Source organism: Gluconacetobacter aggeris, from assembly GCF_014174395.1.
GTDB classification, from domain to species: Bacteria; Pseudomonadota; Alphaproteobacteria; order Acetobacterales; family Acetobacteraceae; genus Gluconacetobacter; species Gluconacetobacter aggeris.
In genome coordinates this window covers 466948-492183 of record NZ_JABEQD010000001.1, presented here as the reverse complement: position 1 = coordinate 492183, position 25236 = coordinate 466948, and the positions used below count along the sequence as shown (strand labels likewise).

Genomic DNA, 25236 nt, shown 5'->3' with positions numbered 1-25236 from the left:
CATGGCCGTACTCGTTTTCCTGGATCATGAGTCCGGAATCATCCGCCAGGCGTCGCGTTCGGCCGTGACCGCCGCACGCGCGCTGGGCGAAGTGCATGCGCTGGTGACGGGCGACGCTTCGGTGGCCGAGGCGGCGGCGCGGATCGACGGCGTGGCCAAGGTGCTGCGCGCGGCCGGTGCGGCGGCCGCCCATGAACTGGCCGAGCCGCTGGCGGCGGTGATCGCCGACCTCGCCCCCGCCTACACCCACATCGTCGCGGCCTCCGGCGCCAGCGGGAAGAACGTGCTGCCGCGTGCCGCCGCCCTGCTGGATGTGCAGCCGATCCCCGACGTGGTGTCGATCGTCGATGCCGACAATTTCGTGCGCCCGATCTATGCCGGCAGCGCGCTGGCGACGGTGAGATCGTCGGATGCGAAGAAGGTGCTGACGGTGCGTGCCTCGTCCTTCGATCCGGCCCCGGCCGAGGGTGGCGCGGCCCCGATCGAGCAGGTGACGGTGCCGGACGGACCGGCGCTGTCGGCATTCGTCTCGATCGCGCTGTCGCAGTCCGAACGCCCCGAGCTGGAATCGGCGCGGGTCATCGTCTCGGGCGGTCGCGGCATGCAGAACGAGGAAAACTTCAAGCTGCTGAACCCGCTGGCCGACCGGCTGGGGGCGGCCATCGGTGCTTCGCGCGCCGCTGTCGATGCCGGCTTCGTGCCCAACGATTACCAGGTCGGGCAGACCGGTAAGATCGTGGCGCCGGAACTGTATATCGCCGTCGGCATTTCCGGCGCGATCCAGCACCTGGCCGGCATGAAGGACAGCAAGATCATCGTCGCGATCAACAAGGACCCCGAGGCCCCGATCTTCCAGGTGGCCGATTACGGATTGGTCGGCGACCTGTTCGATATCCTGCCGCAGGTCGAAGCCGCGTTGGACAAGGCGGGCTGATTGCCTCCGGGTCTCGCCCGGCGCCTTCGAGCCTGATTTTTTTTCCAGCGGCCTGTTTGTCCCTGCAATCCATCCTGTCGATTGCGGAGGCGAACGGGCCGCTCATTTATCGCGGCCTGTCGGGGCGACGCCTTCAGTCTTCGCCCAGTACCGCGCGCGCCCGGCGCACGACCGTCTCGTACTCGGTCGGGCTCAGATAGCCTTCGTGGAGCATGGCGCTTGCCCTGGTCAGCGCGTCGCGCGCATGGGCCGCGTCATGGATCGGGTAGCGCCGTCCGGGCAGGGCGAAGGCCTCGTCCGGCAGGGCGTTCCGTTCTTCCTCGGTCAGTCTGGACATCGCTTCGGTCCTTTCCCTCTGTCCCCTCGCCGGTGCGAAGGGTCATGCCCGTGCCGACTGGTCGGTCATGTCGTCGGCGATCTGTTCTTCCTCGTCCAGTTCGTTCAGCTCGGCCATCGCGCTCTTGGCGGTCCGTCCCGGCAGTTCGGCGGCCAGGCCGAGCGCCACCCGTCCGGGCTTGAGGTTGCGTACGACCGAGAAGGCCGTGAGTACGGCCCAGGCGCCGAAGACGACGCTGCCCAGCACCTGCCCCACCTGCACCCCGCAGGGGCCGAAGCGCATGCCGATCCAGACGAACGGAATGGTGCCCAGCGTCGCCCGCCCCCAGTTGAACAGGGTCGAATAGAGCGGGAAGCCCAGATTGTTGAACGCCGTGTTGGCGACGAACAGCATGCCGATGAACAGATAGCCGCCGACGGTCCAGGTGCAGAACAGGCGGATCAGGTCCGCGGTCGCGCCCTGGGCGGCGAAGGCGCGCACCACCAGATCCTGCGCCGGCAGCAGGATCGCCCATGTCAGGGCGACACAGATCGCCACCAGCTTGAGCGACGCGACCAGCGTCTGGCGTACGCGGTCCAGATGGCCCGCGCCCTGGTTCTGCGACATGATCGGCCCCACCGATCCGGTCAGCGCGAAGACGAAGGCGAAGGCGACGGGCACGATCCGGTCGATCGTCGCCTGCCCGGCCACCGCCGCCAGGCCGAAACTGGCCATGGCGTGGGTGACGAACAGGCCGCCGATCGGGGTGGCCAGGTTGGTCAGGATCGCCGGCATTGCCACGCCGCCGACCAGTTTGGCGTCGTGCAGGACATAGCGCGTGGAGGGCATGGTCAGCAGGTCGTGCTGCCGCACGGCCAGATAGCCCAGAACGGCGACCAGCCCACGGGACAGGATGGTGCTGATGGCGGCCCCTTCCAGCCCCAGATGCAGCCAGAAGATCAGCAGCGGGTCGAGCATGGCCGAGGCCAGCGCGCCGATCAGGGTGACGTTCATCGATTGTTTGGCGTCACCCACCGCGCGCAGCAGGCTGGAGCAGCCCATGCCTGTTGCGACAAGCCACAAGGCGGGTGAGACAATGCGGATATACTGGCCGGCCTGTTCCGCCACCCGCCCCGTTGCGCCGAACAGATGCAGGATCGGCGTTGAGAAGAAGGCCGTTGCCAGCCCCAGGGTGGCCATGACGATCGTCATGACCAGCAGGAAGGACGAGGCGATGCGTCGCGCCCGGTTGTGCCGCCCGGCGCCGATCTGGCGGGCCGTGACCGCGCCCAGTCCGATCGACATGCCGATCGAGACCGCGATCTGGACATAGCCGACCGCGCCGGTAAAGCCGATCGCCGCCGTGAGTGCCGGATCGTTCAGCCGCGAAATATAGAACAGGTTCAGCAGGTCGACGGCGAACACGGCCATCAGCCCGATTGCCCCGGTACCGGCCATGACCACCACATGGCGCATGATGTCGCCAGAGCAGAAACGGGCGGGACGGCAGGGCCTCACGGGGGCCGCGTCCTTGCCCGGCCCGGCTGCGCGTCCGGCCGCGCCGCCGGTGCCGCGCGCGGCCCTGCCTGAGGGTCCTGGAATCATTGTCCGGATGATAGCCTCTTTCCTGCCGCGCGAAAGCCCGATCGTGCATGTGCCGCGCGGACGGTGGCCCGTTGCAGGCACATGACTCAGGCACATGACTATGGCCGAAGAACGATGGCCGACGATGGTGGCGGAAAGGCGGCGGTCAGGGATGGGCCGGTTCGATGGCCTTCAGGCCGGTCAGGAAGATGCGGACCCAGCGGCGGATATTGGCCTCGATCTCGTCCGGGGTCACCAGGTCGCGGGAATGGAACAGTTCCCCGAGGATCAGCTTGCCCACCGTCATGTTGAACAGGCCGATTCCCAGATCCTCGACATCGTCGATGGGCCAGGTTCCGGCCTGCTGCTGCCGCTCCAGCCACTTTTCGATCTGGTTGCAGTTTCCGCACAGTTCGATGCTCTGCATGATGCGGCGGATCTCGGCGGAATCCCGGATCTCGCCGACGATGGCACGGACCAGGCACATCCGCTCGGGCGCCAGCACCTGCATCGCGATCGCCATCAGGATATGGACCAGCTCGGCTTCGGGCGTGATGCCGGCCGGGCAATGGACCGACAGATGCTTGATGTCGAACAGCCGCTCGCTGATCAGGGTGCGGAACAGGTCCTCCTTGGATGCAAACATCTGGTAGATCGTCTTCTTGGACATGCCCGACAACTGGGCCAGCTTGTCCATCGACGCATTATGATAGCCGTGATTGTCCAGAACCTGGCAGGCCGCGTTCAGGATCAGTTCCCGCCGTTCGCCACCTTCCAGCACGGGGGGGCGGCCCGCGCATCGCTTCTCCGGGCACAGTTCCTCGGGCTCGCGGGGGCGGGGAAGCACAAGATCCGACATCGTCGCCCCGATAGCGGGCATTCCGGCAATTCCTTCCTGTCTCGAGGGGGGCCCTGGCTGGGCGAGCATTGACCGAAGTTTAGAAACGAAATAGTTTCCGATCAAGAAAACCATTCGGTTTCCATATGCCGGCACTGCATGGGACGGTTTCGCGAGGCCGCAGGCGTTGCGTTGCCGTTTCTCGGCCAGGGCCGGCGACCTATGTTTCCGCAGGGCTCAATCACGCAATGACGTACCCCCGTCCCCATCGCGCCGTCCTTCTTGCCGCCTGCGCGTCTCTGGCGCTGGCCGGATGCAAGCGCCAGGCAGCGCCTCCCGCCCCACCTCCGCAGCAGGTCGGTGTCCTGACCCTGCGCGCGGCGCCGTTCAGCGTCACCACGGACCTGCCGGGCCGGACCGAGGCGATCGAGATCGCCCAGGTCCGTCCGCAGGTGAACGGGGTGATCCAGAAGCGCCTGTTCGTCGAAGGCTCCGACGTCACGGTGGGCCAGCAGCTCTACCAGATTGACCCGTCGGCCTATCAGGCGACCTATGACGCGGCCAAGGCGCAGCTTCTGCACGCGCAGGCCGCAAAGGTGACCGCCCAGGCGAAGCTGGACCGGTATGGCCCGCTGGTGCGTGCCCATGCCGTCAGCCGGCAGGATTATGACGATGCCCTGGCCGCCGCGCGCGAGGCCGATGCCGACATCGCGCAGGCCCGTGCGAATGTGGAAAGTGCGACGGTCAACCTGAACTATACCCGCGTGCTGTCGCCGATTTCCGGCCGGATCGGCCGGTCGCTGATGACGGTCGGTGCGCTGGCCACGGTCGGGCAGAGCAGCAACCTGTCGATCGTCACCCGGCTCGACCCGATCTATGTGGATGTGAACTTGCCGGCGACAAGGCTGCTGGAACTGCGGCGTGAGTTGGAGCAGGGGCGGTTGCAGCGCGCGGGGCAGGACGCCGCCACCGTCACCCTGACGCTGGAGGATGGCAGCACCTACGAGCAGCCGGGCCGGCTGGAATTCTCGGAAGTGAATGTGGACGAGACGACGGCCACCGTGGTGGTCCGTGCGGTGATGCCGAATGCGGCGCATATGCTGCTGCCCGGCATGTATGTGCATGCAAGGCTGGAAGAAGGTGTCGATCCCGCGGCGCTGCGCGTGCCGCAGGATGCGGTGACGCGCAATTCGCACGGCGACCCGACGGTCATGGTCGTGAGCGCGGACAACAAGGTCGCCATTCGCGGCATCACGACCGGGCCGGCGGCAGGAAGCGACTGGATCGTCACCGCCGGGCTGAAGCCGGGCGAGCGGGTCGTGGTCAGCGGCCTGCAGAAGATCCACCCCGGAGACACCGTCTCCCCCACCGAGGCGGCCCAGCCCGCCCCGCAGGGCAAGGCGGGATAAGAACCCATGTCGCGCTTTTTCATTGACCGGCCCGTCTTCGCATGGGTCATCGGGCTGGTGATCATGCTGGTGGGGGCGGTCTCGATCTTCCGCCTGCCGATCGCCCAGTATCCTTCCATCGCGCCGCCGCAGATCGCGATCAGCGTGACCTATCCGGGGGCCTCGGCCGAGACGGTGAACAACACCGTGGTGCGGCCGATCCTGCAGCAGATGTACGGGCTGGACCATCTGGAATATGTCTCGGCGCAGTCCTATGCCAGCGGACAGATGGAAATCGACCTGACGTTCGAGCAGGGGACCAATCCCGACATCGCGCAGGTCCAGGTGCAGAACAAGCTGCAGCTGGCCCAGCCGCGCCTGCCCACCGAAGTCACGGCCCAGGGCCTGACCGTGACCAAGGCGGTCAGGAACTTCATGCTGGTGCTGGCCTTCATTTCCACCGACGGCAGCATGTCGGGCTTCGATATCGCCGATTATGTGGCGTCGAACGTGTCCGACCCGATCAGCCGCGTTTCGGGCGTGGGCGACCACACGCTGTTCGGCTCCGAATATGCCATGCGCATCTGGCTGGACCCGGGCAAGCTGTTCAAATACGGAATGACGATCAGCGACGTGCAGACGGCGCTGCAGGAGCAGAACATCCAGATCTCCTCGGGTGAAATCGGCGGCCTGCCGGCCAGCCCGGGCGCGCGGATGGATGCCACCATCATCGGCCCGACGCGCCTGACCTCGCCCGAGGAATTCGGCAACATTCTGCTGCGTGTGGCCCAGGGCGGCTCGCAGGTGCGTATCCGCGATGTCGCACGGGTCGAGCTGGGGCCGCAGACCTACAACATCAGTTCGTTCTACAACAACAAGCCGACCGTCGGCATGGCGCTGAAGCTGGCCCCGGGCGCGAACCAGCTGACGACCGAAGCCGCCGTCCGCGCCGAAATGGCGCAGCTCGAGAAATTCTTTCCGCCGGGACTGAAGATCGTCTATCCGCTGGATACCGAGCCCTTCATCGTCCTGTCGATCAAGGAAGTCGTCATCACCCTGGCGGAAGCGATCGCTCTCGTCTTCGTGGTGATGCTGATCTTCCTGCAGAATTTCCGCGCGACCCTGATCCCGACGATTGCCGTGCCGGTCGTGCTGCTCGGCACGTTCGGTATTCTCGCGGCGCTCGGGTTCTCGATCAACACGCTGACCATGCTGGCCATGGTGCTGGCGGTGGGCCTGCTGGTCGACGACGCCATCGTGGTGGTCGAAAACGTCGAGCGCGTGATGTCGGAAAAGAAACTCTCGCCGAAGGAAGCCGCGCGCGTCTCGATGGACGAGATTTCCGGCGCGCTGGTCGGCATCGTGCTGGTGCTGACGGCGGTGTTCCTGCCGATGGCGGCCTTCGGCGGCTCGACCGGCGTGATCTATCGCCAGTTCTCCATCACCATCGTCGCCGCGATGTGGCTGTCGGTGCTGGTGGCGATGATTATGACGCCCGCCCTGTGCGCCACGATGCTCAAGCCCGGCACGCATGAGAAGACGCGCGGCCCGGCGGGCTGGTTCAACCGCACCTTCGCCCGCATCAACACGGGCTATCAGTCCGGCGTGCGCTGGATGCTGGGGCGCAGCGCGGTGTCGCTGGTGCTGTATGTGCTGCTGACCGGCCTGGTGGTCTTCCTGTTCGCCCGCCTGCCCCAGGGCTTCCTGCCGGACGAGGACCAGGGCCTGATCTTCGGCCAGGTGACGATGCCGCCCGGCGCGACCAAGGAGCAGACGGCGGCCGTCAATCACAAGATCACCGACTACATCCTGAAAAGCGAAAGCGACAATGTGGTGTCGGTCTTCGCGATGAACGGGTTCAACTTTGCCGGGCAGGGCCAGAATGCCGGTGCCTTCTTCATCCGGCTGAAGGATTGGGATCTGCGCCCCGGCGCCGCGCGCTCGTCTTCGGCCATCGCGATGCGGGTGATGATGCATTTCTGGGGCGATCCCGAGGCCCAGATCTTCGCCATCAATCCGCCCGCGGTGCTGGAACTGGGCAATGCGACCGGTTTCGACCTGGAACTGGAGGATCGCGGCCATGTGGGGCATGAGAAGCTGCTGGCCGCGCGCAACCAGATCCTGATGGCGGCGGCGAAGGACCCGCGCCTGATGGCGGTGCGCCCCAACGGGCTGGAGGACGCCCCGCAATACAAGCTGGATATCGACCGCGAGAAGGCGAATGCGCTGGGTGTTACGAATGCCGAGATCAACACCATGGTCGAAGGCGCGCTGGGCTCGATCTACGTCAACCAGTTCATGCGCGATGACCGTGTGAAGCAGGTCTATATCCAGGGCGAGCCCGACGCGCGCATGCTGCCGCAGGATCTGGATAAATGGTACCTGCGCAACGTGGCCAACGGGCTGGTGCCCTTCAATGCCATTGCCTCCGGCCACTGGGTCGTGGGCCCGCAGAAGGTCGAGGATTATAATGGGCTGAACGCATACGAAATCCTGGGCCAGCCCTCGGCGGGCTACAGCACCGGCACCGCGATGGTGGCGATCCAGGAGGCGCTGGCCAAGCTGCCGCCCGGAATCGGCTATGAATGGACCGGCCTGTCGTTCGAACAGATGGCATCCGGCGGCTCGACCGGCCCGCTCTACGCGCTGGCCGGGACGGTGATCCTGCTCTGCCTGGCCGCGCTGTATGAAAGCTGGGCGGTGCCTTTCGCGGTGATGCTGGTCATTCCGCTGGGCGTGCTGGGGGCGCTGACGGCCACGCTGTGGCGGGGCCTGGCCAACGACGTCTATTTCCAGGTGGGGCTGCTGACCACGGTGGGGCTGGCGGTGAAGAACGCGATCCTGATCGTGGAATTCGCCAAGGCCTTCTTCGAATCCGGCGACAGCCTGCTGGACTCGGTGGTCAAGGCGGGGCGCGAGCGCCTGCGGCCGATCCTGATGACCTCGATCGCCTTCGTCTGCGGCGTGTTTCCGCTGGCGATCGCGACCGGGGCCGGGTCGGGCGCGCGGGTGGCGATCGGCACCGCCGTGGCGGGCGGCATGCTGTCGGCCACCCTGCTGGCCATCTATTTCGTGCCGCTGTTCTTCGTGCTGGTGCTGCGGCTGTTCCGGGTCCGCCGGGTGAAGGACCGCGTGGACCCGCATGCCGATCTATCCCGTCCCGCCGGGCCGTCCGGTCAGGAGAGCTGAGTTCATGAACGGGTTTCTTTCTCCGCGCCGCGCCGGGCTGATGGTCCTGGCGGCGCTGTCGGGATGCACGATGATCCCCGACTACAAGCGGCCGGCCCTGCCGGTCGCATCGACCTGGCCGCAGGGGCCGGCCTATCACGCCGGCGCCCCTGGGCAGATCGGCACGGCGGCTTCGGACCTGGGCTGGCGCGAATTCTTCGTCGACAAGCGGTTGCAGGCGCTGATCGCGCTGGCGGTGCGGGACAATCGCGACCTGCGTTCGGCGGCCTATGCCGTGGTGCAGGCTCAGGGCCAGTACCGGGTGCAGCATGCCTCGCTGTTTCCGCAGATCGGATCGACCGGGCAGGCGGTCTACCAGGCGCCGTCGAGCCATGCGGGCTTCAGCTTCGCGCCGGGCCTCGGTGCCGGCAGGAGCGGCGCGGCCTATGGCGATGGCCGCGTCTTCAAATTCTACCAGGCGGGCATCGGCTTCTCGTCATACGAGATCGACCTGTTCGGCCGCATTCGCAGCCTGTCGCGCGAGGCGGCGGACCAGGTTCTCAGCCAGGCGGCCAGCGAGCGCAGCCTGCTGATCAGCGTCATCTCGCAGGTGGCGACGACCTATGTGGCGTGGCTGGCCGATACCGAGCAACTGAAGGTGACCGACCAGACGCTGGCGTCGCAGAAGGAGACGCTGCGCCTGACCCAGGCCGGCTTCGATCACGGTGAGGCCAACCAGCTCACTCTGCGTCAGGTCGAGACCCAGGTGGAACAGGCGGCGGCCAACCACGCCCAGTACCAGCGCCAGGTGGCGCAGGACGAGAACCAACTGGCGCTGCTGGTGGGGGCGCCGCTGCCCGCCAACCTGCCGGCTCCCGCGCCGTTCGGGAAGCAGACGGTCCTGGCCGACCTGCCGGCCGGACTGCCCTCCGACCTGCTGGACCGGCGGCCGGATATCCAGTCCGCCGAATTCGCGTTGCTGTCGGCCAATGACGATATCGGCGCGGCGCGGGCCGCCTTCTTCCCGCGCCTGACCCTGACGGCATCGGACGGCGTGTCCAGCCTGCAGTTCCGCAACCTGTTCACCCAGGGCGCCACCACGTTCGGGGTCAATCCCCAGATCCAGATCCCGCTGCTGACCTGGGGCCAGAACGAGGGCACGCTCCAGGCTTCCAAGGCCCTGCGCAACCAGCGCATGGCTGCGTATGAAAAGGCGATCCAGACCGCTTTCCACGAGGTTTCGGATGCGCTGGCCGCGCGGGCGACCTATCTGGACCAGGCGCGCCAGCTCGATGCGCTGGTGGACTCCTCGGCCGATGCCTACCGGCTGGCGCGGATGCGCTTCGATGCCGGCGTGGATTCGTACCTGAATACGCTGGACGCGCAGCGTACGCTGTATGGCGCGCAGCAGAGCCGGATTTCGGTACATGAGGCGCGCTACCAGAATCTGATCACGGTCTATCGCGCCCTGGGCGGCGGATGGACGGAACGGAGCGTGCCGCCGGGGCAGGTCGCCGCGGCGGCGACGCAGAAAGGCTGAAGGGCCCGGTAAGGGTCAGTCTGCAGGGCGGGTCCTTCGGGGCCCGCCTTTTTTGTATCTGCACGAAAATTCAGCACCGGCATGAAATAACAGTGAATGGAACGTGATCGTTTATTGTGCGTTGCAATGTATTGTGCGCTGCAACAAAATCATCAAACGGCATTTATTTGCATATTTCGTTTGACCGGTAGAAAAAAACCCGTCATGAAAGCTTCATCAGAGTGAGAAGACCGGAATGGCCCACTCCTGAAAACAAGAAACCTGCGGCGATACGATCGCGGGACTTAAAAAAGGGGGATCGAACCCTCGGACTGACCTTAAAAAAGGTGCATCTTTCACGATGCACCTTTTTTTATTGGCCTGCCTGCGATATGCGCGGTGCCTCGTTTCTGAGGACAGGCCTGGATTGAAACCGATTTCCCCCGACCCAAGGCTGGTTATTGTCGTCATCATGGTCACCGTCGCCATGGGGGCATTGGATGCCATTTCGCTGACCCATCTGAAGGTCTTCACCGGCTACATGACCGCGACCGTCATCCTGATCGCGGTGCATCTGACATCGGGGGAATCCATTGCCGGGCCGGGCGTGGTGGCGATTACCGCCTATCTGGCCGGGGCGGCGATGGGTGGCCGCCTGGTCCGGCGCTCTCATTCGCGCCGGCGCACGGTGGCGGACCTGCTGATGGCGGTGGGCGCGCTGGTGCTGGTGGCGGCCCTGGTCTGGTGGCAGGACGCGGCCTGGCGGTACTATGCCACGCTGGTCGTGCTGGCCGTTGCCATGGGGTTGCAGACCTCGGCCACCCGTCACGCCCAGGTCACGGACCTGACATTGCCGGCCGCCACCATGCTGCTGCATGGGCTGATGCATGACAGTCGGCTGGCCGGCGGCCCGGCGAAAGGAGCCTGGCGGCGGGTGGTGGCGATTTTCGCCCTGTTCGGCGGTGCGGTGCTGGGCGCGCTGATGTCCAGCGTGTCGGTGCCGGTCTCGATCGGTCTGGTGGGGCTGCTGATCGGCAGCGCCGGGTGTCTGCTGTATGTGGGCGACCATCCGCTGCTGGAACGGCTGGAAACACTCGGCCCGTCCTGAACTCCAGGGCGCTGCCCTGGAACCCGGCAAGGGCCGGCGGCCTTTGCCGGGGTCAAGGGGCGGAGCCCCTTGGACGCTTACGGCACCTTGGCAACGCGCAGCGTATTGGTGCTGCCCGCCACGCCGAAGGGCAGGCCCGCCGCGATCACGATCCGGTCGCCCGAGCGGGCCAGGCCGCTGGCGACGGCGGCCTCGATCGCCTGGTCCACCACGTTTTCGACCGTGCGTACCGGCGTTTCCTGCCCGACCGACTGGGCGGTGACGCCCCACACGACGCACAGGCGGCGGGCGATCTCGTCGTTCGGTGTCAGGCCGATGATCGGGCAGGAGGGCCGCTCGCGCGAGATGCGCAGGGCGGTCGCCCCCGCCAGGGTAAAGGCGACGATCGCGCGCGCATCCACCGTGGTGGCGATCTGGCCCGATGCGGCGGCGATGGCGTCGGCGACGAAGCCTTCCGGCGCCGGGCAACTGGCCTGCATCAGCGACTGCCAGACCGCGTCTTCCTCGACCCGGCTGACGATGCGGCTCATGATGCCGACCGCTTCCAGCGGAAACTGTCCGGCTGCCGTTTCGGCCGACAGCATCACGGCATCGGCGCCGTCGAACACGGCGGTCGCCACGTCCGACGCCTCGGCGCGGGTGGGGGTGGGGGTGCTGATCATGCTTTCCAGCATCTGGGTCGCGACCACCACCGGCTTGCCCAACTGTCGGCACAGGCGGATGATGTGCTTCTGCGCCAGCGGCACCGCCTCGGGCGGCAGTTCGACACCCAGGTCGCCGCGGGCGACCATCACCGCGTCGGATAGGCGGACGATCTGGTCCAGATTGTCCATCGCCTGCGGCTTTTCGATCTTGGTCATGATCCAGGCGCGGCCCCCGGCGATGGCGCGGGCCTCCTGCACATCCTCGGGGCGCTGGACGAAGGACAGGCCGATATAATCGACGCCGAGCTCCAGGGCGAAATCCAGGTCGCTGCGGTCCTTCTCGGTCAGGGCCGGGATCGGCAGCACGATGTCGGGCACGTTCACGCCCTTGCGGTCGGACAGCACGCCGCCGACGGCGACGATGGTGTCCAGATGGTCCACGCCCACCTCGCGCACCACCAGGCGCAGCTTGCCGTCATCCAGCAGCAGGTTGCTGCCCACGGTCGCGGCGTGGATGATCTCGGGGTGCGGCAGGCGGACCCGCTGTTCGGTGCCCGGCGCATCGTCCAGGTCCAGGCGGAAGAACGCCCCCGTCCGCAACGTGACCTTGCCCTGCTCGAACGTGCCCACGCGCAGCTTGGGGCCCTGGACATCGGCCAGGACGCCGATCGGCCGGCCCAGCTCGGCCTCGACCGCGCGGATGATCTCGTAGCGGGCGGCATGGTCGGCATGCGTGCCGTGCGAGAAATTCAGGCGGAACACGTCGGCCCCGGCCTCGGCCAGCGCGCGGATGATGTCGCGGGTGGACGAGGCCGGCCCCAGTGTCGATACGATCTTGGTGCGGCGGGGGTGCAAGGCGATGGCGGAGGGCATGGGCGTTTTCTCCTTCTGGATTCTGTCCGCGACCAGTTTGCTCCGTTCTGCCCCGGCGGGTGCGGTCGTCTTCGGTCCGCGCGGTTTTCAGGACGGTTGAATGGTCTCCTGCGGCAGCAGGCCCCAGACCGCATTGCGGTCCAGCCAGCCCGAATAATGTTGTACGCTGACGCGGCACCAGCTGGTGCCGGCCGCGCAGGTACGAAGGATGCCGACCGTGCCGGGCTTCAGTACCGCGACAAGGGCCGAACCGGCATCCGGGGCCGAGCGCAGCATGACCGCTCCGGGGATGGACGCGGCCGCGCCTGGGTCCGCCAGGCGTCCGACCTCCCGGCTATCGAAATGGCCGGACGGCGGATTGGTTGCCTGCTGGGCGGCGGGCGGCGTGGCGGGCGCGCCGGCGGATGGAGCCGGAGGCGTCGCCTGGGCCGGATCGACCGGCGGCAGGCCGGGGATGACGAAGCTGCGCGTGCCCACCAGCGTCGCCTGGTGCACCCAGCCCTTCTGGCCGTCGGAATCCTCGACCAGGCGCCAGACGTCGAACTCACGCTCGATTTTCACCGGCAGGTCCCGGCGGTGATAGACCCATTCGATCGGGTAACGCTGCCCGGGGCCGGAGCGCATGTTCACCTCGTCCGCGCGCAGCGCCGCGAAGCGGGGCAGCGGCAGGCCGGTGATCGCGCCCTTGTCGGCCGGGGCCGGTGGCTCGGCGGGCGTCGCGGGCGGGGGAATGGCGACAGCCGCCCCGCCGGTGGAGGCTGCCGCTGCCCCCACCCCTGCCGCGACGGGTGCCGCCACGACCGCCGCATGGCGGGCATGTGTCGCATGGGGTGCGATCGCCGCGTGGTGACGGGAGGCGGGACCGGCATGGGCGGGCGCGTGCGCGGCGGCCGCATGGCCATGATGGTGCGCCGTGGCCACGCCGGAGGATGCTGCCGGATGATGCCGCTTGTGGTGCGCGGTGCCGGCGGCCGTGGCCTTGGCGGCGGCGTGGCGATGATGATGGTGTGCCGTCTTGGACGACTCCGGCGTGGCTGCCGCCGCGGCATGGGGCGCAAGCGGAACCAGCAGCGTCGCGCAGAGCATCCAGCCGGAGCATGCGCGCGCGTTGGCGCTGCGCGGCGCGGGGGAGAGGGCGAGGAAGGAAGAGGGCGTCATGGCTGCATCCCTGCCAAGGCGCGCGCCGCACGGCAAGGGGATTTGCGGCCCCTTGGGCATGGCGGAATCGGCCGCCCCGTCACAGGCTGATGACCTGCCGCCCGCGCGCGGCATCGAGAAAGGCGGGAACGCCGGCCACAACCGCCTGCGGCAGCAGGGCATCGGCTGGCAGACCGGTCAGGCGCAGGCCGGATTCGCAGGCCATCAGCGTGCCGTCCAGGGCCAGCACGGCGTCGCGCAGCACGTCGAATCCCGCCACGCCGCTGGCCTGGACCGTGTCGTCGGTGCCGGCATCGCGCAGCCCGTGCCAGTCCCGCGCCAGGGCATGGACCCCATGGCCGGCGGCGAACAGCAGCACGGGCCTGTCCACGGCCAGCGCGCCGGCGGCCAGGACCAGGGCATAATGCGCCCGTTCATAGCTGCCATCGAGCAGCAGGATCGCCAGTCCCTGGCGCGGATCGTCAGCCGGCATGGATCGCACAGGCTCCGCCCGGTGCGTGGCCTGCCGCATGGGCCGACAGGTCGTGGATGGTGGGATGCGTGCCGCACAGGGGGCAGTCCGGGTCGGGGGGCAGGCGGATGGTATGAAAGCGCGCCGCCAGCGCGTCCCAGACCATCAGCCGGCCGGCCAGGCTCTCGCCGATATCCAGGATCTCTTTCAGGGCCTCGGTGGCCTGCAGGGTGCCCATGACACCGGTCACTGCGCCGAAGACCCCGGCCTCGGCGCAGGACGGTACCGCGCCGTCGCGCGGCGGCGCGGGATAAAGGCAGCGATAGCATGGGCCGCCGCGATGCGGGCGGAAGGTCGAAAGCTGCCCCTCGAAGCGCAGGACGGCGGCCGAGACCAGGGTTCGCCGTTCCAGCGCGCAGGCATCGGCGAGCAGGTAGCGGGTGCGGAAATTGTCGCTGCCGTCGCAGACCAGGTCGTAGCTGCCGACCAGTGCCCGGGCATTGCCGGCATCCAGCCGCGTCGCATGCGCGTCGACGCGGACCAGCGGATTGACCGCCCGCATGGCCTCGGCCGCCGATTCGACCTTGGGCCGGCCGATCCGGCCGGTGGTATGGGCGATCTGGCGCTGGAGGTTGGACAGATCCACCAGATCGTCATCGACCAGGCCGATCCGGCCGACCCCCGCCGCCGCCAGATAGAGGCCCAGCGGCGAGCCCAGGCCCCCCGCGCCGATGATCAGCACGCTGGCGGCGCGCAGCGCGGCCTGCCCCGTGCCGCCGATTTCGGGCAGCAGGATATGGCGCGCATAACGCTGGATTTCGGTCTCGGAAAACTCAGGAATCATGCATCCTGCCCTGTCTCGGCGTTCTTGATGCGCCCTGCATGCGGCTGTGGAAATGGGCTGTGGGAATGGGGCGCGTGGCCTGACTTTTTATAACAATTTATTTCATATGGCATGAAACGCATGCATGGCCGATATGTTTATCGTATGATGCGGGAGCAAGACAGGGGCGTTTTTTCTGATGAACCGTTTCATGCGTCTGATGCCAGCCGGTCACATGGTCGCCGTTCGGCGGCAGCAGGCGCGCCGCATCTGCGCGGTGACTCTGGTCATGTCCCTCTCGCTGTTCGTGGCCTCGCCCTTCGTGACGCTCTGGTCCGTTTCGGCGGCCATTCAGGGCCATGACACCCGCACGCTCGGCACGTTCCTGAACTGGCGTGCCGTCCAGGCCAGTCTGAAATCGCAGATCATCGGCGGCATCGTCGGCAATCAGCAGGCCAGTGACGACGACCTGCCGGAATTCGGTTCGTCCTTTGCCGCGACGGCGGTGTCCCGGGCGGTTGACGTGCATGTGAATGCCGCCAACCTCGATACGCTGATGGGGCAGGTCATGCCGGCGGCGCAGCCTGTGTCCGCCATCTCCCCCGCCGCGATGCTGCATCATGTGCGCATCCGCTTCCTGCGCCCCGACATGTTCGAGGCCCGCGCCGTGTTGCCGGGCCACGAGCGGGACACGCCGCTGCGCCTGCAGATGCGGATCCAGGGCTGGCGGTGGAAGATCACCGAGGTCGAGCTGCCGGCCAGCCGGTCCGATCGCCCGGTGATCGAGGCTTCGGCCACGCCGGCTCAGGTTGCCCTGCTGTCGCGCTGACAGCGTGCCTGCCGCCATGGGCTCCCTGGGTGCGTTTTTGGTGGGCGGATTTTCGCCCATCATGCCCTGCCGCTCCGCCCGGGTCATGCAGACCGGGGCAGGAGGGGCGAGCGGTTCAGCGGCCCGCGCGGGTGGCCGTCTCGGCCGGCAGGTCTTCTTCCAGGATCGTGATGTGCAGGGCGTAGGAAATCTCGCCCTCATCTTCGTCCCGGTGAACGGTGCCGATGATCTCGCCCTTCACGGCGACCTCGACCGAAAGACCGGCGCGCGGCGGCGGGTTGACCGTCAGCTCGGGCGAACCCAGCAGGCGGCGCAGGCATACCTGTAGGCGGGCGATTTCGGAGGCGGACATGCTGCTCATGGAATGCTCTCTGTCGGAAAGGGTGGGCCGATGGCGGCCCCTGGTGACGGGGCGGACGCCGTCCGTGCCCGATCTGATGCTGCTCGCTATAGGCATTCGACGCCCTGCCCGCAACAGCGCCGCGTCGCGGAAAAGCCCCCTTCCCGCCTCAATCGTCTGATTTTCGTGTTCCGCCAGCATCCTGTTCCGGAGGTCCTTTTGTTGATCCGCCGCCCCCTGCTCGCCCGCCTGTTCACGCCGCTGCGCCTTGCCCTGCTGCTGACGAGCATGGTGCTGACTTTCCCCGCCGTCGGCGCGGAGGCAGTCACCACGGCTTTCGGCCCGCTGGAAGCAGCGCAGCCGCTGACGGCGCGTGGGCTGGCCGAGCGGATCAGGCAGGACGGCGCGCATGAAGTGGCGCGGATACTGACCCGCGATCGCGAATGGGCGCGCGTGCGCCGTGCGGTGGCCGCGGGATGGGAGAACTGGATCGCGCTGCTGCCCGACCTGATGCCGGCCGCCGATCCGGCGACGGGCCGTTCGCTTCAGGTTGCGTTGCGTCGGGCATTGCCCCGCAATCCGCGCGCGGTCCTGTCGATCCTGGACCGGAAAAACAGTAACCAGCTCGGTGGCCGGACGATCTGCGCGCCGGCGGCCGAGCCCGCGTCCTGGCGCCCCCGGGCGCTCACGGCGATCCGGGCGGTGCATGACATCCATCTGATCGATCAGGGGGCCGATTGCATGCGCGCGCTGGAAGAGCAATCCTGATCCTGCCAGCCCTGGCGAGCCAGGATGGCGCGGATATGGTCGGGAGGGGGCGCGACGGCGGAGACCGGCGGCTCCAGCGGTAGCGAGAGGGCGCGGCTCATCAGGTGCAGCCTGTGCGCCTCCGGGCCCGTCGCGTCGCCATAGACCGCGTCGCCCAGCACCGGGCAGCCCAGACTGGCGCAATGGAGCCGGGCCTGGTGGGTGCGCCCGGTCAGCAGGCGGAGTTCCAGCCAGCTCACATGTCCGTCGCTGGCCAGTAGCCGCCATTCGGTCCGCGAATCCTGTCCCGTCGCGGCTTGGACCATGCGCCAGCCCCGCGTGTCCGACTGTTTGGCCATCGTCATCGCCACCGTGCCGCCGTCGGCGGCGGGGCGGCCGCGCACCATGGCCCAGTAGGTCTTGCGTGCATGCCCGTTGGCGAAGGCCGCCTGCGCGGCCAGCAGCGGCTGCTTGCGCAGCGCGATCAGCAGGCAGCCCGACGTGTCGCGATCCAGCCGGTGGGCCAGCCATGGTCCGTCCGCCCGCCGCGACAGGAGCGGGAACGCATCTTCGACCGACGGGCCGCCGGCGGGACCGGCATGCACCGGCAGGCCGGGCGGCTTGTCGATGACCAGGAAGCGGGCATCACGAAACAGGACCGGAAACGGATCGACCCCGCTGCCCGGGGCAGGCAGGGCCGGGCGGGCAGCCGGCGGGGGCGGAGGACGGCGCGTTCGCCGGGTCATTCGTCGTCGTCGGTGCGGCGCAGCAGGACCTCGCGCCGGCCGACATGGTTGGCCGGGCTGACGATGCCCTCCTTTTCCATCTGCTCGATGATCTTGGCCGCCCGGTTGTAGCCGATCGACAGGTGGCGCTGGATGAAGGAGGTGGAGGCCTTGCCCTCGCGCGCCACGACGGCGACCGCCTGGTCGAACAGGCTGGTTTCATCGTCATAGCTGCCGTTCAGCCCGTTGCCGGACGATTTGCCGCCGCCGGCGCTGCCCGCGCCGTCCTCGTCCTGGGACGAGATCACGTCGTCATCATAGATCGGCTCGCCCTGGCTGCGGAGGAAGCGCACGACTTCCTCGACCTCGCCGTCGGCGACGAAGGGGCCATGGACGCGGGTGATCCGCCCGCCGCCCTGCATGTAGAGCATGTCGCCCTGGCCCAGAAGCTGCTCGGCCCCCTGCTCGCCCAGGATGGTGCGGCTGTCGAACTTGCTGATGACCTGGAACGAGATGCGGGTCGGGAAATTGGCCTTGATGGTGCCGGTGATCACGTCCACCGACGGGCGCTGCGTCGCCATGATGACATGGATGCCCGCCGCGCGGGCCTTCTGTGCCAGGCGCTGCACCGCCATTTCGATCTCCTTGCCCGCGACCATCATCAGGTCCGCCATCTCGTCGATCACCACGACGATATAGGGAAGGGATTCCAGGGCGAGCTGCTGTTCCTCGAAGGTCGGGCGCCCGGTCTCGGGGTCGTAGCCGGTCTGTACGCGGCGCGAGACGACTTCGCCGCGCCGCCTCGCATCGGCCACCCGGTCGTTGTAGCCGCCGATATTGCGTACCTGCAGGTGGGACATGGCGCGATAGCGGCGATCCATTTCCCGCACCGTCCATTTCAGGGCGGCGACCGCCTTGGCCGGTTCGGTCACCACCGGCGTCATCAGATGCGGGATGCCCTCGTAGATCGACAGTTCCAGGATCTTGGGGTCGATCATGATCAGGCGGCATTCCTCGGGCGACATGCGGAACAGCAGCGAGAGGATCATGGCGTTGACGCCGACCGATTTGCCCGATCCGGTGGTGCCGGCGATCAGCAGATGCGGCATGCGCGCCAGGTCGCCATAGATCGGCATCCCCGAAATATCCTTGCCCAGCGCCAGGCAGAGCTTCGACGACGCATGGTGCCAGGCATCGTCGGTGAACAGTTCGGACAGGTACACCGTCTCGCGCCTTGCATTGGGCACTTCGATGCCGATCACGTTGCGGCCCGGCACGGTGGCGATGCGCACGCTCAGCACCGACAGCGACCGCGCCACGTCGTCCGCCAGGCCGATCACGCGGGCCGAGCGGATGCCCGGCGCGGGCTCCAGCTCGTACAGGGTGACCACCGGCCCGGCATGGATCTGCCCGATCTGTCCCTGCACGCCGTAATCCGACAGCACGGTTTCCAGCAGCCGCGCATTGGCCTGCAGCGCGTCCTGCGACGGCCCGGTCTGGGCATGCGAGGGGGCGGGTTTCAGCAGGTCCAGCGGCGGCAGGCGCCACGGGTCGCGCCCGTCGGAGCGGGGCGGTGCGGCATAGGCCTGGCTGCTGGGGGTTGCGCGGGGGGCGGTGGATGGCGGATCGACCGGGTCGGGGCGGCTGCCGAACAGCCGGCCCATCAGCGACGGGCGCGGGGCCTCGGCCGTCGGCGCGGGCGGGGGGGTGGGGGAATGGGCGGGTTCCGGCACATGCCGGGGGGCCAGTTCCTGCGTCGCGGGCCCTCCCAGCAGCAGGGGCGGGGCGTCGTCGTCGGTGTCGCTCTCCATGCCGGGGGGCTGGACCCAGCCCGTGCCCAGCGATGGCCGGGCGGGTGGCCGGGCCGCCGGTCGGGTGGACGCCGGCTGGATGGCGGAACGCGCTTCCGGCGCCGGGCGCTCGGCGCGGGGCGTGCGCGGCGGCTCGGGGGCGCGGGCCTGGGCGGAGAGGTCCGGGCGGGGCGGCGGCACCATGCCGTCCAGCGAGCCGTTCCAGCGCCCCGTCATGTCGGCGGCGGGGTGGTCATTGGGGGCGGGACGCGCCGGCATGCGGCGGGCCAGCCGCATCGGCTGCCGGGCGACGGTGCGCAGGCCCCGGCCGATGGCCGCCCATTCGGTGAAGGACAGGCCGATCCCCAGCGGCACCAGCAGGACGGTCAGCAGCAGCCCCAGCACCCATACGGCCAGCCGCCCGGCCGGGCCCAGCAGCGACGCGCCCGCCTGGATGGCGGTGTGGGCGATCGACAGGCCGAACGCCCCGCCGAGACCGGATTCGGTGGGCCAATGCGGCGTCGGCAGGATCGGGAGCAGCATCGGCAGGGCCGCCAGCAGCGCGCCCATGACGGGCATGGCGCACAGCACGGCCACCGCCCGCAGCAGGATCGACCCCATGGCCGTATGGCGGATGACCCGCCAGCCCCATGCCATCATCGCCAGGATCGGCAGGGCGCAGGTAATGCCGACATTCTGCAACAGCACGTCCGCCAGATAGGAACCGGCCATGCCCAGCAGGTTGGTGGGCGGCTGGGTGCTGGCCGTGTTCATCGACGGGTCGAGCGGATTGTAGCTCCATAGCGACGCGGCCAGTGCCAGGGCCAGAAGCCACAGCACCATGCCTCCCATCTCGGCCAGCCTCTGCCTTGCGGCGGACCGGATGCGCGGCGCGTTCAGGGAGGCAGGAATGTAGCGGCCAAAGCTCGGCAAATGTTCGGGTCCTGTACGCTGGGCCCTCATCGCGCGGAACGGGTGGTTCCGCCACGATGGCAGGCACGATGAAGCGGACGGCCCCGCCGGGAGGCGGCCGGGCCCGGGTCCGGAGGCGGCAGGAAGTATAGCCCGGCCTTTCGGGAATAAAGAAGGCGGTTCAGCCGTTATTCCGGCCTGTCGTCGGCCGCCCGCCAGATCGAAAGCCGGGCCGCGCCGTGCCGCCGCTCGGCCAGCGGCGCGTGGGGCAGGATCGGGGTGGCCGGCAGGGCCTCGTCGGCGCCGGTTTCGATCACGATCAGGGCGCCGGGAGCGATCCAGCCTGTCCGGGCCAGCGCCGCCAGGGCCCGTTCCGGCAGTCCCTGCCCGTAGGGCGGGTCCAGCAGCAGCAGGCCGCAGGCATGGGCGGCGGCGGGCGGCCGGGTTACGTCGCCGGCGCGCACCGTCGCGCGGTCATGCGCCCCGCAGGCCGCGATATTGGCGCGCAGGGCGGCCAGGGCGGTGCGGTCGGTCTCGAAGAACGTACAGTGGGCCGCGCCGCGCGACAGGGCCTCCAGCCCCAGGGCGCCCGTCCCGGCGAAGCCGTCCAGCACCCGTGCCTCTTCCATCAGGTCATAGCCGCCCCAGGGCGCATGCAGCAGCATGTCGAACAGGGCCTGGCGCACCCGGTCGGCGGTGGGGCGGGTGGTGCGCCCCGGCGGTGCCGCCAGCGCGCGGCCGCGCCATTGGCCGGCGACGATCCGCATCGGCCGGTCAGGACCGGCGCGACGGACGCGGGGCCGGCCCCAGTCCCGGAATCTGCTCGCGCAGGACCTTCCCCGGCACTTCCTCCAGCTCCGACCGTTGCAGGGTGCCCAGTTGGAACGGGCCGTAGGCGGTGCGGATCAGCCGGCTGACATGCAGGTTCAGGCCACGCATGACCTTGCGCACTTCGCGGTTCTTGCCCTCGCGCAGTGCCACGGTCAGCCAGGCATTGTCGCCCTTGCGCGAATCCAGCCCGGCTTCGATCGGCCCATAGCGCACGCCTTCGAAGACGCTGCCCTCGGCCAGCCCTTTCAGCCGGGCCTCGTCCACCACGCCGAAGACGCGCACGCGATAGCGGCGCAGCCAGCCATTGGACGGCAGTTCCAGCCGCCGGGCCAGCTCGCCGTCATTGGTCAGCAGCAGCAGGCCCTCGCTGTTCAGGTCCAGCCGGCCGATGCTGATGACGCGCGGCATGCCCTCGGGCAGCGAGGCGAAGACGGTCGGCCGCCCCTCGGGATCGCGGTGGGTGGTCACCAGCCCGTCGGGCTTGTGATAGCGCCACAGCCGGGTGCGCTCGGGGCTTTCGACCACCGCGCCGTCCACCTGCACGGTGTCGCCGGCCACGACGAAGGTGGCCGGATGGGCCACGACCTCGCCGTTCAGGCGTACGCGCCCTTCCTCGACCATGCGTTCGGCGTCGCGGCGGCTGGCGATGCCGGAGCGTGCCAGCCATTTGGCGATCCGTTCGCCGCGCTCGGGCCGGCTGGTGTCGTCGCGCTTTGTCATCTCGATCCCGAAGCCTCTATCAGGGCGGAAAAAATATGTCTGTCGGCCATGGATATGGCGAATTCCGGATGCCATTGCACGCCCAGGCAGAAGGGATGGTCCGGATATTCGATGGCCTCGGCCACGCCGTCGGGTGCCACGGCGCTGATGACGGCCCGGCCCGGGTCGCGCACGGCCTGATGGTGGGCGGAATTGACGGCGATCCGTGCGGCGCCGGTCACGCGCGCCAGCAGCGTGCCGGGCAGAATGTCCACATCATGGCCGGCCTCGTTGCGCGGATTGGGTTGCTCGTGCGCCAGCGCGCCGGCCACGGCGTCGGGAATATGCTGGATCAGCGTGCCGCCCAGGGCGACGGCCAGCAATTGCTGCCCGCCGCAGATGCCCAGCAGCGGGAGCCCCGATGCGATGGCGCCCCGTGCCAGCGCGAGTTCGGCCCCGGTGCGATCGGTCTTGAGGGTGACGCTGTCATGGCGCTGGTCCGCGCCGTACAGGGCCGGGTCGACGTCGAAGGCGCCGCCGGTGATCACCAGCCCGTCCAGCCGCGCCAGCAGGGCGGGGGCCAGATCGGCCCCATGAGGCAGTGCGACCGGCAGTCCGCCCGCGTCGGCGATGGCATCCATGTAATTGCAGCGCAGCGCGTACCACGGAAAGCGCGAATAGCCGCGCCCGTCTTGGCTGCCGGCCTCGCTGTCCAGGGTCACGCCGATCAGGGGGCGGGAGCGGGTCATTCCGCCTGACCTAGAGGAATATTGCCTCCAGGGAAATCCGCTATGCGCGGAAGGACCCGCCGTCGGCGACAGGCGCCGTTCCGGCCCGGACCGTCAGCCCGGGACCCGGGAAAGGCAATGCCGGCCGGCCGGTCCGTGCCGTCAGCCGTCGGAGACCATCGAATGCAGGCTCGCGGTCATGGCATGGCGGCCCATCAGTTCGGGTTCGCAGGCGGAAAAGCCGATGACGATTGCAGCGGCGGCCAGGATCAACGTGAGCGTATTCATCGTCTGCCTCCTGTTTCATATCGGTCCCGATTGTTTCAGGAACCGTTACCGGCGATTTCGTTACACTGTCACTCGCAACCCAGGCTGTCCATTAAAATCAACATTTTTTCCCGGATCGCGCGGTTGGGCTCGCCCCGGGCACGGCGTAATCCTGTAATATCTTGTGAACGCCGTGTCCTCCCCGGTCGCCGTCATATGGGGCGCGTTGACGGGGGTGTGACGCGAACGCGGCCGACGAGGACGGAGTTTCATGACCGGGCGAAGACAGGATCTGGGTTTCTGCGGTTTTTTCGCATATTCCGGCTGGGTGCCGTGCCATGCCGGCTGACGCCCGCCCCGCCGACCCGATGGGAATGGCGCTGGACGAGGCGCGTGCCGCCGCCGCGCGGGGCGAGGTTCCGGTGGGCGCGGTGCTGCTGGGGCCCGATGGCAGCGTGCTGGCCCGCGACGGCAACCGGGTCGAGGCCGGGCATGATGCGGGTGCCCATGCCGAAATGCTGGTCATGCGGGCTGCCGCCCGGCGGCTGGGCAGTCCGCGCCTGACCGGCTGCACGCTGGTCGTGACGCTGGAACCCTGCCCGATGTGCGCGGCGGCCGCGGTGCATTTCCGGGTCGGGCGCATCCTGTTCGGCGCCTATGACCCCAAGGGGGGAGGAGTCGAGCACGGGCCGCGCCTGCTGGCCCGCCCGGACTGCCTGCACCGGCCCGAATGGGTGGGCGGCGTGCGCGAGCGCGAGGCGGCGGATCTGCTGCGCGGGTTCTTCCAGGCATTGCGGGGGTGAGAATTTGCGGGAAACGCTTAGATAACGCATCCTTCATCGACAGGTACGGGACAGGTTCGGTCGGTCCCCGTACTCTGCCGGACGATACCTCAGGAGGGGGCGGCGTCTTGCCCGGTCGCCCCCGCAACAATCAGGAATGCTATGACTGACGAGTTTCAGCCGATGATGTCTTTCCGCCCTCGCCGGACGCGGGGCAGGGTTTTGGCCGCGCTGGTCGCCACGACCATGCTGGGCGGCGCGGCGCAGGCCGTGATGGTGGACACGGCACGGGCTGACGAGACGGGGGTCATCCGGCCGGAAGCGCAGACCCAGACGCTGCCCAATTTCGTCAACCTGGTGAAGCAGGTCCGGCCTGCGGTGGTCTCGATCACGTCCAACATCCGCGCGGACGACCTGGATGAAGAGGGCGGGATGCAGGGCCAGCAGCAGATGCCCTTTCCCTTCCCGTTCCCGTTCCAGATGATGCCGCAGCAGCAGCAGCGCCGCACGGTCGAGGCGCGGGGCTCGGGCTTCATCATCTCGGCGGACGGCTTTGTCGTCACCAACAACCATGTGGTCAAGGGCGCGACCAAGGTGACGGTGACGCTCGACGACGGCACCACCCTGCCCGCCAAGATCATCGGGCGCGACCCCAAGACCGATCTGGCGCTGCTGAAGGTCTCTACCCAGAGCAAGCTGCGCTTCATCGAGCTGGGCGATTCCGACAAGGTGGAGCCCGGTGAATGGGTGGTCGCGGTCGGCAATCCCTTCGGGCTGGGCGGTACGGTGACGGCGGGCATCGTCTCGGCGCGGGGCCGCGATATCGGCGACGGGCCCTATGATTCGTTCATCCAGGTCGATGCGCCGATCAATCGCGGCAATTCGGGCGGGCCGCTCTTTACCCAGGACGGCAAGGTCGTGGGCGTGAACACCGCCATCCTGTCGCCTTCGGGCGGTTCGATCGGCATCGGGTTCGCCATTCCGTCCGACGTGGTCAAGAACGTCGTTTCCCAGTTGCAGAAGACCGGCCACGTGACGCGCGGCTATCTGGGGGTGGTCGCGCAGGTGATCACGCCGGCCATGGCCAAGGCGCTGGGCCTGAAGCCCGCCACCGATGGCGCCCCGCCCACGGGTGCGCTGATCGCCAGCGTCAGCAACAGCAGCCCGGCCGAAAAGGCGGGCCTGAAGGCCGGCGATGTGATCACGACGCTGAACGGGCAGAAGATCGACAGCCCGCATGACCTGGCGGTCAAGGTCGCATCGCTGCCGCCGGGCACCTCGGCGACGGTGGCCTATCTGCGCAACAATGCGGCGCAGAGCGCCACGGTGAAGATCGCCAACCTGTCCGGCGCGCCGTCGCCCGACGGCGCGGTCGGTGACAGGAACACGGTCGGCGGCCCGCGCCTGGGTGTCTCGCTGTCGCCCCTCACCACCGAGCTGCGCCAGCAGCTTGGGCTGGATGCATCGGTGCGCGGTGTCGTGGTCAGCGATGTTCAGGCGGGTTCGGTGGCCGAGCAGGCGGGTATCCATGCCGGCGACGTGATCCAGGCCGTCGGCAACAGCCCGGTCGACAATCCCGGCGCCACGGTCACCGCCGTGCGCGCGGCCCTGAAAGCCAATCAGTCGGTGCTGCTGCGTGTCCTGCGCAACGGGCAGAGCATCTTTATCGCCGTGACGCCGGGTTCGTCCGACAATGGCGAGAATGCGGGCGGCAACGAAGACGATAACGATTGATTGCCGCTTGCCGACCGCCGCCACTCTTTCCATGAAGGAATGGCGGCG

Annotated in this window: 23 protein-coding genes; 9 read left to right on the top strand and 14 right to left on the bottom strand. The window is 68.3% G+C overall.

The window, feature by feature from the left end:
• The first annotated feature begins 1 nt into the window (after position 1).
• Positions 2–934, top strand: a complete 933-nt coding sequence (locus HLH36_RS02195) for an electron transfer flavoprotein subunit alpha/FixB family protein (protein WP_182984824.1) — start codon at positions 2–4, stop codon at positions 932–934.
• Between the two features lie 133 nt (positions 935–1067).
• On the opposite strand, the gene HLH36_RS02190 is transcribed toward HLH36_RS02195, so the two are convergent.
• From HLH36_RS02190 to HLH36_RS02180, 3 genes are all read right to left on the bottom strand, one after another.
• A complete protein-coding gene (locus HLH36_RS02190) occupies positions 1068–1271 on the bottom strand; it encodes a hypothetical protein (protein WP_182964708.1) in 204 nt (67 codons plus the stop codon).
• 42 nt (positions 1272–1313) lie between these two features.
• Positions 1314–2726, bottom strand: coding sequence for an MATE family efflux transporter (locus tag HLH36_RS02185; protein ID WP_182984964.1), 1413 nt, complete (start codon positions 2724–2726; stop codon positions 1314–1316).
• A 274-nt stretch (positions 2727–3000) separates the two neighbouring features.
• Entirely contained in the window at positions 3001–3714 is a 714-nt protein-coding gene (locus tag HLH36_RS02180) for a TetR/AcrR family transcriptional regulator (RefSeq protein WP_246376299.1), read from the bottom strand.
• 206 nt (positions 3715–3920) lie between these two features.
• Between HLH36_RS02180 and HLH36_RS02175 the strand changes: the two genes are divergently transcribed.
• From HLH36_RS02175 to HLH36_RS02160, 4 genes are all read left to right on the top strand, one after another.
• On the top strand, positions 3921–5081 hold the full coding sequence (locus HLH36_RS02175) for an efflux RND transporter periplasmic adaptor subunit (protein ID WP_182984823.1): 1161 nt from the start codon (positions 3921–3923) through the stop codon (positions 5079–5081).
• A gap of 6 nt (positions 5082–5087) precedes the next feature.
• Positions 5088–8249, top strand: a complete 3162-nt coding sequence (locus tag HLH36_RS02170) for an efflux RND transporter permease subunit (RefSeq protein WP_182984822.1) — start codon at positions 5088–5090, stop codon at positions 8247–8249.
• Positions 8250–8253: 4 nt separating this feature from the next.
• Positions 8254–9768 carry an efflux transporter outer membrane subunit gene (locus tag HLH36_RS02165; protein WP_182984821.1) on the top strand — a complete coding sequence of 505 codons (1515 nt, stop codon included), beginning with the start codon at positions 8254–8256 and terminating at the stop codon, positions 9766–9768.
• A gap of 406 nt (positions 9769–10174) precedes the next feature.
• Entirely contained in the window at positions 10175–10855 is a 681-nt protein-coding gene (locus HLH36_RS02160; protein ID WP_182964712.1) for a YoaK family protein, read from the top strand.
• Between the two features lie 77 nt (positions 10856–10932).
• On the opposite strand, the gene pyk is transcribed toward HLH36_RS02160, so the two are convergent.
• The 4 genes from pyk to HLH36_RS02140 form a co-directional block, all read right to left on the bottom strand.
• A complete protein-coding gene (pyk, locus tag HLH36_RS02155; RefSeq protein WP_182984820.1) occupies positions 10933–12372 on the bottom strand; it encodes a pyruvate kinase in 1440 nt (479 codons plus the stop codon).
• A gap of 87 nt (positions 12373–12459) precedes the next feature.
• On the bottom strand, positions 12460–13530 hold the full coding sequence (locus tag HLH36_RS02150) for an SH3 domain-containing protein (RefSeq protein ID WP_182984819.1): 1071 nt from the start codon (positions 13528–13530) through the stop codon (positions 12460–12462).
• A gap of 79 nt (positions 13531–13609) precedes the next feature.
• The gene (locus tag HLH36_RS02145; protein WP_182984818.1) at positions 13610–14002 is read right to left on the bottom strand and encodes a DsrE family protein; all 393 of its coding nucleotides are present in this window, start codon (positions 14000–14002) and stop codon (positions 13610–13612) included.
• A complete protein-coding gene (locus HLH36_RS02140) occupies positions 13992–14825 on the bottom strand; it encodes a HesA/MoeB/ThiF family protein (RefSeq protein WP_182984817.1) in 834 nt (277 codons plus the stop codon). The genes HLH36_RS02145 and HLH36_RS02140 overlap by 11 nt, the downstream gene beginning before the upstream one ends.
• A 190-nt stretch (positions 14826–15015) precedes the next feature.
• On the opposite strand from HLH36_RS02140, the gene HLH36_RS02135 reads away from it, so the two are divergent.
• The gene (locus HLH36_RS02135; RefSeq protein WP_246376298.1) at positions 15016–15633 is read left to right on the top strand and encodes a DUF2939 domain-containing protein; all 618 of its coding nucleotides are present in this window, start codon (positions 15016–15018) and stop codon (positions 15631–15633) included.
• A 115-nt stretch (positions 15634–15748) separates the two neighbouring features.
• On the opposite strand, the gene HLH36_RS02130 is transcribed toward HLH36_RS02135, so the two are convergent.
• Positions 15749–15994 carry a DUF3126 family protein gene (locus tag HLH36_RS02130; protein ID WP_182964717.1) on the bottom strand — a complete coding sequence of 82 codons (246 nt, stop codon included), beginning with the start codon at positions 15992–15994 and terminating at the stop codon, positions 15749–15751.
• A gap of 201 nt (positions 15995–16195) precedes the next feature.
• On the opposite strand from HLH36_RS02130, the gene HLH36_RS02125 reads away from it, so the two are divergent.
• Complete coding sequence (locus tag HLH36_RS02125) at positions 16196–16741, top strand: hypothetical protein (protein ID WP_182984815.1); 546 nt, start codon at positions 16196–16198, stop codon at positions 16739–16741.
• Here the strand turns inward: HLH36_RS02125 and HLH36_RS02120 are convergent.
• The 6 genes from HLH36_RS02120 to HLH36_RS19995 form a co-directional block, all read right to left on the bottom strand.
• Positions 16699–17466: an RluA family pseudouridine synthase gene (locus HLH36_RS02120; RefSeq protein ID WP_182984814.1), complete on the bottom strand. Its 768-nt coding sequence runs from the start codon at positions 17464–17466 to the stop codon at positions 16699–16701. The genes HLH36_RS02125 and HLH36_RS02120 overlap by 43 nt on opposite strands.
• The gene (locus HLH36_RS02115; protein ID WP_182984813.1) at positions 17463–20168 is read right to left on the bottom strand and encodes an FtsK/SpoIIIE family DNA translocase; all 2706 of its coding nucleotides are present in this window, start codon (positions 20166–20168) and stop codon (positions 17463–17465) included. The genes HLH36_RS02120 and HLH36_RS02115 overlap by 4 nt, the downstream gene beginning before the upstream one ends.
• Positions 20169–20335: 167 nt before the next feature.
• Positions 20336–20914, bottom strand: coding sequence for a 16S rRNA (guanine(966)-N(2))-methyltransferase RsmD (rsmD, locus tag HLH36_RS02110; RefSeq protein ID WP_182984812.1), 579 nt, complete (start codon positions 20912–20914; stop codon positions 20336–20338).
• A 7-nt stretch (positions 20915–20921) separates the two neighbouring features.
• Complete coding sequence (locus tag HLH36_RS02105) at positions 20922–21698, bottom strand: pseudouridine synthase (RefSeq protein WP_182984811.1); 777 nt, start codon at positions 21696–21698, stop codon at positions 20922–20924.
• Complete coding sequence (locus HLH36_RS02100) at positions 21695–22426, bottom strand: gamma-glutamyl-gamma-aminobutyrate hydrolase family protein (protein ID WP_182984810.1); 732 nt, start codon at positions 22424–22426, stop codon at positions 21695–21697. The genes HLH36_RS02105 and HLH36_RS02100 overlap by 4 nt, the downstream gene beginning before the upstream one ends.
• A gap of 141 nt (positions 22427–22567) precedes the next feature.
• Positions 22568–22693, bottom strand: coding sequence for a hypothetical protein (locus HLH36_RS19995; protein WP_275943745.1), 126 nt, complete (start codon positions 22691–22693; stop codon positions 22568–22570).
• 317 nt (positions 22694–23010) lie between these two features.
• On the opposite strand from HLH36_RS19995, the gene HLH36_RS02095 reads away from it, so the two are divergent.
• Positions 23011–23475 carry a nucleoside deaminase gene (locus tag HLH36_RS02095; protein WP_182964724.1) on the top strand — a complete coding sequence of 155 codons (465 nt, stop codon included), beginning with the start codon at positions 23011–23013 and terminating at the stop codon, positions 23473–23475.
• Between the two features lie 141 nt (positions 23476–23616).
• Positions 23617–25188, top strand: coding sequence for a Do family serine endopeptidase (locus HLH36_RS02090; protein ID WP_182984809.1), 1572 nt, complete (start codon positions 23617–23619; stop codon positions 25186–25188).
• Positions 25189–25236 lie beyond the last annotated feature (48 nt).

What these genes read in the sequence shown, in the direction of transcription:
- HLH36_RS19995 (WP_275943745.1), bottom strand. Translation starts at nt 22,693, where the DNA reads ATGAATACGCTCACGTTGATCCTGGCCGCCGCTGCAATCGTCATCGGC.
- HLH36_RS02145 (WP_182984818.1), bottom strand. Translation starts at nt 14,002, where the DNA reads ATGCCGGCTGACGATCCGCGCCAGGGACTGGCGATCCTGCTGCTCGAT.
- HLH36_RS02180 (WP_246376299.1), bottom strand. Translation starts at nt 3,714, where the DNA reads ATGCCCGCTATCGGGGCGACGATGTCGGATCTTGTGCTTCCCCGCCCC.
- HLH36_RS02135 (WP_246376298.1), top strand. Translation starts at nt 15,016, where the DNA reads ATGCGTCTGATGCCAGCCGGTCACATGGTCGCCGTTCGGCGGCAGCAG.
- HLH36_RS02190 (WP_182964708.1), bottom strand. Translation starts at nt 1,271, where the DNA reads ATGTCCAGACTGACCGAGGAAGAACGGAACGCCCTGCCGGACGAGGCC.
- HLH36_RS02150 (WP_182984819.1), bottom strand. Translation starts at nt 13,530, where the DNA reads ATGACGCCCTCTTCCTTCCTCGCCCTCTCCCCCGCGCCGCGCAGCGCC.
- pyk (WP_182984820.1), bottom strand. Translation starts at nt 12,372, where the DNA reads ATGCCCTCCGCCATCGCCTTGCACCCCCGCCGCACCAAGATCGTATCG.
- HLH36_RS02100 (WP_182984810.1), bottom strand. Translation starts at nt 22,426, where the DNA reads ATGACCCGCTCCCGCCCCCTGATCGGCGTGACCCTGGACAGCGAGGCC.
- HLH36_RS02090 (WP_182984809.1), top strand. Translation starts at nt 23,617, where the DNA reads ATGACTGACGAGTTTCAGCCGATGATGTCTTTCCGCCCTCGCCGGACG.
- HLH36_RS02105 (WP_182984811.1), bottom strand. Translation starts at nt 21,698, where the DNA reads ATGACAAAGCGCGACGACACCAGCCGGCCCGAGCGCGGCGAACGGATC.
- HLH36_RS02095 (WP_182964724.1), top strand. Translation starts at nt 23,011, where the DNA reads ATGCCGGCTGACGCCCGCCCCGCCGACCCGATGGGAATGGCGCTGGAC.
- HLH36_RS02140 (WP_182984817.1), bottom strand. Translation starts at nt 14,825, where the DNA reads ATGATTCCTGAGTTTTCCGAGACCGAAATCCAGCGTTATGCGCGCCAT.
- HLH36_RS02185 (WP_182984964.1), bottom strand. Translation starts at nt 2,726, where the DNA reads ATGCGCCATGTGGTGGTCATGGCCGGTACCGGGGCAATCGGGCTGATG.
- HLH36_RS02130 (WP_182964717.1), bottom strand. Translation starts at nt 15,994, where the DNA reads ATGAGCAGCATGTCCGCCTCCGAAATCGCCCGCCTACAGGTATGCCTG.
- HLH36_RS02165 (WP_182984821.1), top strand. Translation starts at nt 8,254, where the DNA reads ATGAACGGGTTTCTTTCTCCGCGCCGCGCCGGGCTGATGGTCCTGGCG.
- HLH36_RS02175 (WP_182984823.1), top strand. Translation starts at nt 3,921, where the DNA reads ATGACGTACCCCCGTCCCCATCGCGCCGTCCTTCTTGCCGCCTGCGCG.
- HLH36_RS02195 (WP_182984824.1), top strand. Translation starts at nt 2, where the DNA reads ATGGCCGTACTCGTTTTCCTGGATCATGAGTCCGGAATCATCCGCCAG.
- HLH36_RS02170 (WP_182984822.1), top strand. Translation starts at nt 5,088, where the DNA reads ATGTCGCGCTTTTTCATTGACCGGCCCGTCTTCGCATGGGTCATCGGG.
- HLH36_RS02120 (WP_182984814.1), bottom strand. Translation starts at nt 17,466, where the DNA reads ATGACCCGGCGAACGCGCCGTCCTCCGCCCCCGCCGGCTGCCCGCCCG.
- rsmD (WP_182984812.1), bottom strand. Translation starts at nt 20,914, where the DNA reads ATGCGGATCGTCGCCGGCCAATGGCGCGGCCGCGCGCTGGCGGCACCG.